This is a genomic window from Flavobacterium sp. 2755, assembly GCF_031455715.1.
Classification (GTDB): domain Bacteria; phylum Bacteroidota; class Bacteroidia; order Flavobacteriales; family Flavobacteriaceae; genus Flavobacterium.
The window spans coordinates 758,551-771,273 of record NZ_JAVDTG010000002.1 but is presented as its reverse complement, the minus strand read 5'-3'; the positions used below and the strand labels follow the sequence as shown (position 1 = coordinate 771,273).

The 12,723-nt window shown below is 35.3% G+C and carries 13 protein-coding genes and 1 riboswitch; of the genes, 11 read left to right on the top strand and 2 right to left on the bottom strand.

The features are described from left to right. Nucleotides 1–175: 175 nt before the first annotated feature. Nucleotides 176–1,201 (bottom strand): LacI family DNA-binding transcriptional regulator, encoded by a 1,026-nt coding sequence (locus J2Y38_RS07120; RefSeq protein ID WP_180856367.1) that lies wholly within the window; start codon nt 1,199–1,201, stop codon nt 176–178. A gap of 194 nt (nt 1,202–1,395) precedes the next feature. On the opposite strand from J2Y38_RS07120, the gene J2Y38_RS07115 reads away from it, so the two are divergent. From J2Y38_RS07115 to tsf, 6 genes are all read left to right on the top strand, one after another. Then, on the top strand, nt 1,396–2,142 hold the full coding sequence (locus J2Y38_RS07115; RefSeq protein WP_053472629.1) for a ferritin-like domain-containing protein: 747 nt from the start codon (nt 1,396–1,398) through the stop codon (nt 2,140–2,142). Between the two features lie 26 nt (nt 2,143–2,168). Further along, nucleotides 2,169–2,981, top strand: a complete 813-nt coding sequence (locus J2Y38_RS07110; RefSeq protein ID WP_309840914.1) for a ferritin-like domain-containing protein — start codon at nt 2,169–2,171, stop codon at nt 2,979–2,981. Nucleotides 2,982–3,173: 192 nt separating this feature from the next. After that, nucleotides 3,174–3,629, top strand: a complete 456-nt coding sequence (gene rplM / locus J2Y38_RS07105) for a 50S ribosomal protein L13 (protein ID WP_026983738.1) — start codon at nt 3,174–3,176, stop codon at nt 3,627–3,629. After that, a complete protein-coding gene (rpsI, locus tag J2Y38_RS07100) occupies nt 3,629–4,015 on the top strand; it encodes a 30S ribosomal protein S9 (protein WP_017497947.1) in 387 nt (128 codons plus the stop codon). Before rplM ends, rpsI begins: the two co-directional genes overlap by 1 nt. A gap of 176 nt (nt 4,016–4,191) precedes the next feature. Next, nucleotides 4,192–4,959: a 30S ribosomal protein S2 gene (gene rpsB / locus J2Y38_RS07095; RefSeq protein WP_309840910.1), complete on the top strand. Its 768-nt coding sequence runs from the start codon at nt 4,192–4,194 to the stop codon at nt 4,957–4,959. A gap of 137 nt (nt 4,960–5,096) precedes the next feature. Further along, the gene (tsf, locus tag J2Y38_RS07090) at nt 5,097–6,059 is read left to right on the top strand and encodes a translation elongation factor Ts (protein ID WP_309840908.1); all 963 of its coding nucleotides are present in this window, start codon (nt 5,097–5,099) and stop codon (nt 6,057–6,059) included. Nucleotides 6,060–6,124: 65 nt separating this feature from the next. Here the strand turns inward: tsf and J2Y38_RS07085 are convergent, their stop codons facing one another. Further along, the gene (locus tag J2Y38_RS07085; protein WP_309840907.1) at nt 6,125–8,188 is read right to left on the bottom strand and encodes a M3 family metallopeptidase; all 2,064 of its coding nucleotides are present in this window, start codon (nt 8,186–8,188) and stop codon (nt 6,125–6,127) included. Nucleotides 8,189–8,349: 161 nt separating this feature from the next. Between J2Y38_RS07085 and J2Y38_RS07080 the strand changes: the two genes are divergently transcribed. From J2Y38_RS07080 to thiC, 5 genes are all read left to right on the top strand, one after another. After that, complete coding sequence (locus J2Y38_RS07080) at nt 8,350–9,009, top strand: queuosine precursor transporter (RefSeq protein ID WP_309840905.1); 660 nt, start codon at nt 8,350–8,352, stop codon at nt 9,007–9,009. Between the two features lie 185 nt (nt 9,010–9,194). Beyond that, a complete protein-coding gene (locus J2Y38_RS07075) occupies nt 9,195–9,626 on the top strand; it encodes a lipocalin family protein (RefSeq protein WP_309840903.1) in 432 nt (143 codons plus the stop codon). 75 nt (nt 9,627–9,701) lie between these two features. Next, a complete protein-coding gene (locus tag J2Y38_RS07070) occupies nt 9,702–10,262 on the top strand; it encodes a DNA-3-methyladenine glycosylase I (protein ID WP_309840902.1) in 561 nt (186 codons plus the stop codon). An 86-nt stretch (nt 10,263–10,348) separates the two neighbouring features. Then, nucleotides 10,349–10,445, top strand: a riboswitch (TPP riboswitch). Nucleotides 10,446–10,510: 65 nt separating this feature from the next. Beyond that, nucleotides 10,511–10,717, top strand: coding sequence for a sulfur carrier protein ThiS (thiS, locus tag J2Y38_RS07065; protein WP_309840900.1), 207 nt, complete (start codon nt 10,511–10,513; stop codon nt 10,715–10,717). A gap of 151 nt (nt 10,718–10,868) precedes the next feature. Continuing rightward, nucleotides 10,869–12,692 (top strand): phosphomethylpyrimidine synthase ThiC, encoded by a 1,824-nt coding sequence (gene thiC, locus J2Y38_RS07060; protein ID WP_309840899.1) that lies wholly within the window; start codon nt 10,869–10,871, stop codon nt 12,690–12,692. The last annotated feature ends 31 nt before the right edge of the window (nt 12,693–12,723 follow it).

The window sequence follows — 12,723 nt, the reverse complement described above, 5'->3', positions numbered from 1 at the left end:
ACAATCAACACAATCTTGTCTTTGCGAGGAACGAAGCAATCTCATTTGCTGGATCAACTTTGTGTCTCATTTTAGTGAGGTTGCTTCGTTCCTCGCAATGACACACAAATTATTATATATAAAAAAAGGACTGTTCTTTCGAACAGTCCTTTTTTTATCGTTTATATTTTTACAATTAAGCCTTTCTTGTAGACTCTCTTTCTTTCAATTTTGTTTTAATGATGATCGTTTCGTAATCAGAAGTTTCACCTTCTGGTTCTTCCAATCTTTCGATTAGTTTTTTGGCAGCAACTTCACCAATTTCAATTCCGTGCTGGCTTACTGTTGTTAAACTTGGAGACAAACGTCTTGAAGCTAAAATTCCGTCTGCAAAACCAATTATCGAAATATCTTCTGGTACTTTAAAACCTTTTTTCAAACTAACTCTTAAAGCCGCAACCGAATCATTTTCATCTAAAGCAAAAATCGCATCAACTTTATTGTCAAAAATGGCGTCAATTTTAGCTTTCATATCATCTTCAGAATCGGTACGAAGAATAATTTTTTCGTTTACCGGAATATTATTGTCTTTTAAAGCTTTTAAATATCCATCGGCTCTTAATTTTCCAACACTCAAATTATCTACAGAAGAAATTAAGGCGATATTTTTACAACCTAAATTGATTAAATGCTGCGTCGAGTTTAAAGCTGAGTCAAAATCATCTACTACAACTTTATCACATTCTACTTCATCAGCAATTCTGTCAAACATTACAATTGGTGTTCCGTCATTAATAATAGCCGAAAAGTGATTGTAATCCTGTAGCTTTTGAGCTTCTTCAGAAACCGAAAGAATAAATCCGTCGATAGTTCCGTTGCTTAACATTTCAAGCGTATGAATTTCTTTCTCTAAAGATTCATTCGAAATACACGTAATTACATTATATCCTTTTTTATCGGCAACCTTTTCGATTCCGCTAAAAACCTTTGCAAAAAAGGAGTTTAATATATTAGGTATAATTACACCAATTGTTTTGGTTTTTCGATTCTTCAAATTCAGACCAATAACATTCGGTTTATAATTTTTGAGTTTGGCATACTCTTTAATCTTCACCTTCGTCTGCTCACTTATTTCCGGGCTGTCGTTTAGTGCTTTAGACACTGTAGACACAGAAACACCTAGTTCCTTCGCAATTTGTTTTAGAGTTGCTTTAGCTTTCATCTAATAAAAGTTTATGTAATTAATACAAATATAGTAGAATTACCGAAAATAAAACAAAAAACCCCTACCACTATTTCAAATAATACCATCTATTCGAAATAATTCTAAAAAAGAAGAATTTTCTGAAACCGCATGTCTAAAAATTTCGTTAATAAACTTAATACAATGTTATTAACTTAATAAAAGCCTAGATTATGAAAAACGAAGTTAAAATTCAGGAAGTCAACCCTTCCCTGGATAGCAGAAGGAGCTTTCTGAAGCTCAGTGGACTAACATTAGTTACCGCAGGTTTGGTTTTAGCTGGTTGCAGCGACAATGATAACGATGACAATATGGAGGATAATTCCTTACCTGGAGTCAAAAATGGTGTTTTTGACTTAGGTTCAGGAGACTTTGGTGTTCTAACTTACGCATACGCCTTAGAGCAGTTAGAAGCTGATTTTTACACTAAAGTCGTAAATGCCTCCAACTTTAATACCGTATTTAACGACACAGAACGTCAGGTTCTAACAGATCTTTATCATCACGAAGTAGTGCACAGAGATTTTTTTAAAGCCGCTTTAACCGGAGCACTTCCAGATCCTGGTTCTCAACTACTTCCTTCTTTAGCCTTTAGTTATGGTGCTTTAAATTTTAATAGCCGTACCGAAGTTTTAGCTACCGCAAAAGCACTTGAAGACACTGGTGTTGCCGCTTATAATGGAGCGGGCAGACTTATTAAAAGCCCTGATTATTTATTATTAGCCGGAAAAATTGTTTCTGTAGAAGCAAGACATGCTTCTGCCATTAGAAGTTTAATCAACCCGAATTCAAAAGATTTTGCTGGAGACGATATTATAAGCACTTCAACCGGATTAGACGTTGCAAAAGATCCGTCAAAAATCCTACCAGTTGCCGCAGGATTTATTACCACAAAATTCACGGCAAACTATTTACCTTAATCTTAACTAGCTAAAAATTAGAAATTATGAATATTTTAAAATTTATAGAATCCTTTACTGATGACAGCTTAATGAAAAGCACTGGTTCAAGAAGAGACAGTTTTACGCAGTTTGGGAATATCGGAAAAAACCTGGCAATGGCATCAATCCCATTTGGATTAGCTGCTTTTACAAATAAAGCTTTTGCACAAGACATAACGGCAACTCCGGCTACACCAATTGGAGCTTTGCAGTTTGCATTGACTCTGGAATATCTTGAAAACGAATTTTATGCTATCGCATTAGATTCTGGAGTTATTCCGGCTTCTGAAAATGGCGGACGCGATTTAAAAGTTTTTCAGCAAATCGCTGCACACGAAGCAGATCACGTTTCGTTTTTAATTGCCGGACTTGGCGGAACAATGAGCGCCAATTTTGTTCCAAAACCTACTTTTGACTTTACCGTAGGCGGAGCATTTGATCCTTTTAATGACTATCCTACGTTTCTGGCATTGGCACAAGCCTTTGAAGATACAGGCGTAAGAGCTTATAAAGGTCAGGCCGCTAACTTAATATCTACACCGGATTTACTGACAGCAGCATTACAAATTCACTCAGTTGAGGCCAGACACGCTTCTGAAGTTAGAAGACTGCGAGGTTTAAAAGGCTGGATCTCTAATGCTGAAAGAGGTGCCGGAATGCCGGCAGCAACGCAGGCCGTTTATGATGGCGAAGGAGTAACGATGCAGGCAGGCTTCAATACAGCTACAGCATTTGGTGCTGCCGCAGGATCAGAAGCTTATGATGAACCGTTAACGACACAACAAGTTGTCGATATAGCCAATATATTTATTGTTTAGTTAAAAATAAACTTAATTTTGAACCGCCCTAGCGTTATTGTGAAGGCGGTTTTTTTATGGTTTTAAAAATAAAAACTGAAAGCCTGATTTTCAGGATATAAAATATTCTTTTCAGGTATTTGGTTTTAAAATAATTAATTGTACTTTTGCATCCCCTTTATTGGGGATGGAATGTTTAATTAAAATAATATTATGGACGCATTAAGCTACAAGACAATTTCAGCTAGCAAAGCCACTGTAACTAAAGAGTGGATTGTTGTTGATGCAGAAGGTCACAACTTAGGTCGTCTTGCTTCAAAGGTTGCGATGATCTTAAGAGGTAAGTACAAGCCAAGTTACACACCGCACGTTGACTGTGGAGATAACGTAATTGTTATCAACTCAGAAAAAATTAACCTTACAGGTACAAAAATGAATGACAAAATTTACATGCGTCATACAGGTTACCCAGGAGGACAAAGAACTTTAACTGCTAAAGTATTGCAATCTAAAAACCCTGCATTATTAGTAGAAAAAGCTGTAAAAGGAATGTTACCTAAAAATAAATTAGGAGCTGAACTTTTTAGAAATCTAAATGTTGTTGTAGGTGCTGAGCATACTCACGGAGCTCAAAAACCTAGAACTGTTAACCTAAACGATCTTAAGTAATGGGAGTTATTCACAAAATCGGTAGAAGAAAAACCGCTGTTGCACGTGTATATGTTTCTGAAGGAACAGGTAAAATCACTGTAAACAAAAAAGAATTCGCAACTTACTTTCCAACTGCAACTTTACAATACAAAGTATTACAACCATTATCTATGACAGAAAATGCTAGTAACTTTGATGTAAAAGTAAACGTTTACGGAGGTGGTTCAACTGGTCAGGCAGAAGCTGTAAGAATGGCATTAGCACGTGTTATGTGTGAAGTGAACATCGAAAACAGAGCTATCCTAAAACCAGAAGGTTTATTAACAAGAGATCCAAGAATGGTTGAACGTAAGAAATTCGGTCAGAAGAAAGCTCGTAAGAGATTCCAATTCTCTAAACGTTAATATTACCTGTCTTGTTCAAATGGGACAAGACATTATCAATTATTTATTGAAATTAAAAAACACAGTTATTGTTGCTCTCCTATCGAGGTAGGATATAGTTTAGCATCTAAATGTATAAAGCCAGAGAAATCGCCATTTATACATTGCTAATCAACAGAACGTAAACTAGTACAAAAATGGCAAACAAAATAGAAGTAAAAGACTTACTAGAAGCAGGTGTTCACTTTGGACACATGACTAGAAAATGGGATCCAAACATGGCCCCTTACATTTATATGGAGCGTAATGGTATTCACATTATCAATCTATATAAAACTGCAGCTAAAATTGAAGAAGCTAACGAAGCTTTGAAAAAAATCGCTGCATCAGGTAGAAAAATCTTATTCGTAGCTACCAAAAAACAAGCTAAAGACATCGTTGCTGATAAAGCAAAGGCTGCAAACATGCCTTACATCACTGAAAGATGGCCTGGTGGAATGCTAACTAACTTCGTAACTATCAGAAAGGCAGTTAAAAAAATGTCTTCTATTGATAAAATGAAGAAAGATGGTACTTTCATGACGTTATCTAAAAAAGAGCGTTTGCAAGTTGATCGTCTACGTGCTAAATTAGAGAAAAACTTAGGTTCAATCGCTGATATGTCTAGACTACCTGCAGCATTGTTCGTAGTAGATATCAAAGCTGAACACATCGCAATAAAAGAAGCACAAAAATTAAACATTCCAGTTTTCGCAATGGTTGATACGAATTCTGACCCAAGAGAGGTTGATTACGTTATTCCTGCAAATGATGATGCTTCTAAATCAATTGACAAAATTTTATCTTTAGTGACTACTGCAGTTATCGAAGGTCTTTCTGACAGAGGTTCTGAAAAAGAAGTTGAAGTAGCTGAAGAAGCTGCTCCTGCTGCTGAGGCTGAAGCTGCTCCTGCAACTGAAGAATAAATCAAATTTTAAATTCCAAATTTTAAATTCTAAAATCCAACCACAAATTAAAAACGTTATGTTGATAATTTAATAAAATTGGAGTTTAGAATTTAAAAGATGGAATTTTTACTTTTAACATTAAAATTCAAAATATTATGGCAACAATTACTGCTGCAGACGTAAATAAATTAAGACAATCTACAGGTGCCGGAATGATGGACTGTAAAAAAGCTTTAGTTGAAGCTGATGGAGATTTCGATAAAGCTATACAAGTCCTTAGAGAAAAAGGACAAAAAGTTGCTGCTAACCGTTCTGACCGTGAGTCTTCTGAAGGAGCTGCTGTTTCTTTTGTTAATGCTGACAACACTAAAGGAGCTATCATCACTTTAAACTGCGAAACAGATTTCGTAGGTAAAAATGAGGCTTTCGTAACTTTGGCTAAAGATTTAGTAGAAAGAGCTATCAATTTTTCTTCTAAAGAAGATTTCTTAGCTTCAGATTTCAACGGAATTACTGTTGCTGAAAAATTAATCGAGCAAACTGGTGTTATCGGTGAAAAAATCGAAATCGGTGGTTTTGAAATTTTAGAAGGTGCTTTTGTTGGATCTTATGTTCACGTTAACAAAATTGCTGCATTAACTGCAATTTCTGCACCAATTGCTAACGCTGACGTTTTAACTAAAGATGTTTCTATGCAAGTTGCTTCTATGGGAGCTGATACATTATCTTACAAAGATTTTGATCCTGCTTTCGTTGAATCTGAACTTGCTGCTCGTATTGCTGTAATCGAAAAAGATAATGAAGAAGCAAAACGTTTAGGAAAAACTTTAAAAAATGTTCCTAAATACATTTCTTACTCTCAATTAACTCCAGAAGTTTTAAAACAAGCTGAAGAAGATGCTAAAGCTGAATTAAAAGCTGAAGGTAAACCAGAGCAAATTTGGGACAAAATTATTCCAGGAAAAGTACAGCGTTTTATCTCTGACAACACTACTTTAGATCAAGAAAAAGCTTTGTTAGATCAAAACTTTATCAAAGACGATAGTAAAAAAGTTGGTGATTACGTTAAAGGATACAACGTTGAAATCACAGGTTTCAAAAGAGTTACTTTAGGTTAATATATTATTATTTCAATATAAAAAGCCCGAATATTAATTTATTCGGGCTTTTTTATTTTCAGTTTTTAACTCTCAACTGGAAAATTTCTCGCACGCATCAAAGCATCCGATTTTGGAGCATGTCCTCTAAAATCCTCATACATCCTTTCATTATCTACACTATTCCCAACACTTAAAACAATGTCATAAAGACGTTCTGCTACTTTTTTATCATAAGGGCCGTCTCCTTCCAGAAAAGCTTCATAAGCATCTGCATTTATTACGTCAGCCCATAAGTAACTATAATATCCGGCTGCATATCCATCGCTTGAAAAAATATGAGCAAATTGCGGAATTCTATGTCGCATCACAATCTCTGACGGCATATTAATTTCTGCCAAAACCTCTTTTTCAAATTGATGCGGATCCACAGTTTCAGTTGTTAAATGCAGTTTCATATCCACAAAAGAACTCGAAATGGTTTCGACAGTTGCAAAACCTTCATTAAAATTTGCCGCTTTTTCTATTCTTTCTACCAAGGATTCAGACAATGGCATGTTTGTTTTATAATGAAGTGCAAACTTATTCAGCACTTCTGGAGTTGCCAGCCAATGTTCCAGTAATTGCGAAGGAAATTCAACATAATCTCTCGCAACCGAAGTTCCAGATAAACTTGGATAAGTAACATTTGAACATAAACCATGTAAAGCATGCCCAAATTCATGGAATAAAGTTGTAGCATCGTCCCAAGAAATCAATACCGGATCATCACTATTTCCTTTTATAAAATTGCAGTTATTCGATACTATAGGCAGTGCATTTTGTTTTATTTTCTGCTGATCTCTATGCGAATTCATCCACGCTCCAGAACGCTTGCCAACACGCGCATAAGGATCAAAATACCACAGTCCGATTAATTTACCCGTATTCTTATTATTAACTTCCCAAACGCGAACATCAGGATGATAAACCGGAACATCAAATAATTGTTTAAATCCTAAATTAAATAATTCGCCCGCAACCCAAAACATGGCTTCACGTAAATTTTCTAACTGCAAATATTGTTTTATCTCATTTTGGTCTAAATCATATTTTGCTTTGCGCACTTTTTCGGCATAATAACGATAATCCCAAGGCTGAATTTTAAAATTTCCGCCTTCTTTATTTACCATTTCCTGCATTGCGGCGACATCATTTTTCACTTTTTCAACAGCCGGTTTCCATACCGATTCCATTAAATCCAAAGTTTTCTGTGGGGCTTTAGCCATTTTATTAGACAAACTCCACTCAGCAAAATTCTTAAAACCTAATATTTTAGCCTTCTTTGCACGTAATTGTAAAATTGAAACCAGCGTTTCATTGGTATCATTTTGATTCTTATTATCACCGCGTTTTACAAAAATATCAAATGCTTTTTCTCGTAAATCTCTTCTATTTGAGAAAGTCAGAAATGGTTCTATCGAAGATCTTGTGTTACCAATACTAGCTAAACTATTCAGGTTTCTTTCTTTGGCTTCAGCAATTGCGGCATTTTTAAATTCCTCAGGCAAACCATCCAAATCCTTTTCAAATTTTAATTCTAAAAACTGATCATTTTCCTCTGCCAGTAATTTTTGGCTGAAAAGCGTAAAAAGTCCGGCAAGTTCCTGATTAATTTTGGCCACTTCCTTTTTATCTTCTTCATTTAACTCCGCTCCTTCTCGAACAAAATCGGTATAATAAAGCCAAAGCAAACGCTGTTGTTCGGCATTCAAGTTTTTACTTTCGGCAGCTTTGTATAGTTTTTCAATTCTCAGAAACAATTTATCGTTTTGATAAAGTTTATCACTAATTTCTGCCAGTTTTGGAGACATTTCTGTATCAACTACATTAAATTCCGGACTGCTTAAATTGGATCTGTAAATTCCGTAAACGGCATGAATTCTGTCTAGTTTTTCGCCAGAAAGCTCTAAAGCCACAATTGTATTATCAAAAGTAGGTTCTTCAGTATTGTTTGCAATTGCATCAATCTGCTCTAATTTTTCCTGAATAGCAAACTCAATAGCAGGTTTAAAATCAGAGATTTTATATTTCGTAAAATCCGGAACTCCTCCATAAGCACCAGACCATTCCTGAAGTAAAGGATTATTTAAATCTATTTGTGTTTTCATAATAAAATGCATTAATAATTTTCTGCTTAAATAATTTCCAAAAGAAAATATCACAGTATCTCAAAATTAACCAATCAAAAGCAAACTTCAAACGAACTCATTAATCCATTTCGAACATTTGAAGAAATAGTTTAAATTTGAATCATCATAACCAAAATAACATGTTTAAGACCCGAAAAGAAATTGTCTTTGTAGTTCTATCAGGAATATTTATCACGAATGCCGTTGTGGCTGAACTTATTGGAGGAAAATTAATTCAGATTGGCCCTTTTGTAATGAGTATAGGAATTTTGCCCTGGCCGATTGTTTTTCTAACCACCGATTTAATTAATGAATACTTTGGCGAAAAAGGAGTAAAAAAACTCTCTTTTATAACCGCTTGCCTAATCGCTTATGCTTTTTTACTTTTATTTATGGCGATTGTAATTCCCGCAGCAAAAGGAATCAGCCCAGTTAACAATGAGCAGTTTCATGCCGTTTTTGGGCAAAGTATGTGGATTATTTTCGGAAGTATAGTTGCTTTTATGGTATCGCAGTTAATAGATGTTTGGATTTTTTGGTTTTTCAAAAAAAGAACCGGAGAAAAGAAAATATGGCTAAGAGCAACTGGCTCTACAGTTATTTCACAATTGTTTGATTCTTTCATTGTTTTAGGAATCGCTTTTTGGCTTCCTGGAAAAATCGATTTTGACACTCTTATTTCGTCTGGACTAATTGGATACACGTTTAAATTATCGATTGCCATCTTACTAACTCCTGCAATTTACCTAGGACACCACTTAATTAAGAAATATTTAGACAAAGAAAAAGAAGAAAAATAATATATAAAATTAAAGCTGTTTAAGAAAAGAATTACCTTTTAAAAAACAGGTATAAATACCTGGTATTGGTATTCAACAACTTATAAGAAAATGTTAAAAAAAATACTTACAGCTTCATTTTCCGTTAGAGGTTTGTTAAAAAAGAGGTTATTTTCGCCAAAAAAATTAACATAAAATCAACCCAAATGAAAAAATTAAGTATTCTTTTCGTGTCAGTTTTGACATTAGGATTAACAGCAGTATCTTGTAGCAGTGATGATGATGACAACGGATCAATTGAAGGAAAATGGGAAATTACTCATCAAGGTGTAGTTTTTAATGGACAAGAAGCATTAGAAGCTTATGACAACGAAGGTGGATGTGAAATTCCTTCAATGACATATTCTAACGATGGTAAATTTGTAGATACAACATCTGAATACTGGGATTCAAAGTGTAGTACATATAGTGAAGAAGGTACTTGGAAAAAAGATGGAAATACTATAACTCTAACATATAGTGATGAAGAAGTAAAGTATGAAATTGCAGAATTAACTAGCAACACTTTAAAAGTAAAATTCACATATTCTGAAGGTGGAGTTTCAATAAGTGCAGTTTCTGTATATAAGAAAAAATAATTTCGAAAATTTAAATTTCAAAAACCTCAAATCTTAATTGATTTGAGGTTTTTTTATACCTTTAAAATAAAAAAAATGGAGCCAATAAGATGCGGCTGGTGCTCTGCCAGTGATTTATACAAAAAATATCATGACGAAGAATGGGGAGTTCCCGTTTATGATGATGCATCTTTATTTGAGTTTTTAATTTTAGAAACTTTTCAGGCTGGATTAAGCTGGATTACCATTTTAAATAAAAGAGAGAATTTCAGAAATGCATTTGATCATTTTGATTATAAAAAAATCGTCAATTATTCTGAAGATAAAATCGAGGAATTAATGCAAAACACAGGCATTATTCGAAACGGATTAAAAATAAAAGCTGCAGTTACAAACGCTCAGGCTTTTATGAAAGTTCAGGAAGAATTTGGAAGTTTTTCAGATTACATTTGGAAATTCACCGATGGAAAGCCTATCAACAATAATCCTAAAACTTTAAAAGATGTTCCGGCTACGACTCCGCTTTCAGATGCTATCAGCAAAGATTTAAAAAAACGCGGATTTAAATTCGTAGGTTCAACCGTTATTTACGCTCACATGCAGGCCACCGGAATGGTCAATGATCATATCGAAGACTGCTGGACGAGAACAAAATAGTTTTCAGTTTTCAGTCGCAGTTTTCAGTTTTTTGAGCGTGAAACTTGAAACCTGAAACTTTTTAAACAAAAATTACATATATTTGCTTCACACTTTAGGGGTGTCTACAACTTGTAGGCTGAGATTTTACCCTCTGAACCTGATCTAGTTCATACTAGCGTAGGGAAAAGTAAGATGACTTCTGCGCGCATTTTTATGCGTTCTTGTAGCCATTCCTAAAGTATAACTGTATACTAATTCAAGAAGGAATGGAACTAAAAATCAATCAACAAACCAAACATTTCAATGCTGAATCGCTAAGCGTTCAATCATTACTCGATCTCGAAATTCCGCACAAACAAAACGGAATCGCCGTTGCTATTAACAACACCGTTGTTCCAAAAATCAAATGGAACGAATTCTTCGTACACGAAACTGACGAAATTTTGATTATTTCTGCCACACAAGGAGGCTAAAATTCCTCCCGATAGCTATCGGGACCAAATTCCAATTATATAGTGGCCGTAGAGACGCACTGCAGTGCGTCTCTACGGAAAAAAATGCGTTAAAAAACATAATCCATATCAACTTGAAACTTTAAACTTCAAACCTGAAACAAAAAACACGATGACAACAGAAGAACAAATATCCAGAACCCCATTTCCGAATTCTAAAAAAGTATATATCGATGGTGAAATTCATCCTATAAAAGTGGCGATGCGCGAGATTCATCTTAGCGACACGAAACTTTCAAACGGTGGAATCGAAAAAAATCCTCCTGTAACGGTTTATGATACTTCTGGTCCATACACAGATCCAAATATTGAAATTGATATTAGAAAAGGATTGCCACGCTTACGCGAAAGCTGGATTCTGGATCGAAATGATGTTGAGATTTTAAGCGAAATCACATCAGATTACGGTCAAAGCCGATTAAAAGATGAAACTCTGAATCATCTTCGTTTTGAATATTTACATCAGCCAAAAAGAGCTAAAAAAGGCGCAAACGTAACGCAATTGTATTACGCGAAACAAGGAATTATTACTCCGGAAATGGAATATATCGCGATCCGCGAAAACCAACGCATCGAACTTTTAAACGAACAAACTAAAGCCATGCAATGCCAACACGGTGGTCATAGTTTTGGAGCCAATACCCCAAAAAGTAAAATTACTCCAGAATTTGTTCGCTCTGAAGTTGCTTGTGGAAGAGCTATTATTCCGAACAATATCAATCATCCAGAAAGTGAACCTATGATTGTGGGGCGCAATTTCTTAGTAAAAATTAATGCCAATATTGGAAACAGCGCTGTGACTTCGAGTATTGAAGAAGAAGTTGAAAAGGCCGTTTGGGCTTGTCGATGGGGTGCTGATACGATTATGGATTTATCTACAGGAAAAAATATTCACGAAACCAGAGAATGGATTATTCGAAATTCCCCAGTTCCAATTGGCACCGTTCCGATTTATCAGGCATTAGAAAAAGTAAAAGGAATTGCCGAAGATTTAACTTGGGAAATTTTCCGCGATACTTTAATCGAGCAGGCAGAACAAGGTGTTTCTTATTTTACAATTCATGCCGGAGTTTTACTTCGATACATTCACTTAACTGCAAATCGTGTTACGGGAATCGTTTCGAGAGGCGGTTCCATTATGGCAAAATGGTGTTTATTTCATCATAAAGAAAATTTCTTGTACACCCATTTTGAAGAAATCTGCGAAATCATGAAGCAATATGATGTTGCTTTTTCTTTGGGAGATGGTTTACGTCCGGGTTCAATTGCCGATGCTAACGACGCTGCACAATTTGCTGAACTCGAAACTTTAGGCGAATTGACAAAAATTGCATGGAAACATGATGTGCAAGTTTTTATTGAAGGTCCTGGACACGTACCAATGCACATGATTAAGGAAAACATGGACAAACAATTAGAACATTGTCATGAAGCCCCATTTTACACTTTAGGCCCTTTAACGACAGATATTGCACCGGGTTACGATCATATTACATCGGCAATTGGAGCTGCTATGATTGGCTGGTATGGCTGTGCAATGTTGTGTTATGTAACACCAAAAGAACATCTAGGTTTACCTAATAAAAAAGACGTGAAAGATGGGGTGATAACTTATAAAATTTCGGCACATGCCGCAGATTTGGCAAAAGGTCATCCGGGAGCGCAATATCGAGATAACGCTTTGAGTAAAGCACGCTTTGAATTCCGTTGGGAAGACCAGTTTAATTTGGCTTTAGATCCAGATACAGCAAGAGAATTTCACGATGAAACGCTTCCAGCAGATGGTGCAAAAGTGGCGCATTTTTGCTCGATGTGTGGCCCAAAATTCTGCTCTATGAAAATATCTCAGGAAATTAGAGATGTCGCTGCCGCAGAAAAAGGAATGCAGGAGAAATCAGAAGAGTTTATTGAACAGGGAAAAGAGATTTATATTTAAAAGAAAATAGACTAAAGAGCATAGAAGAAAG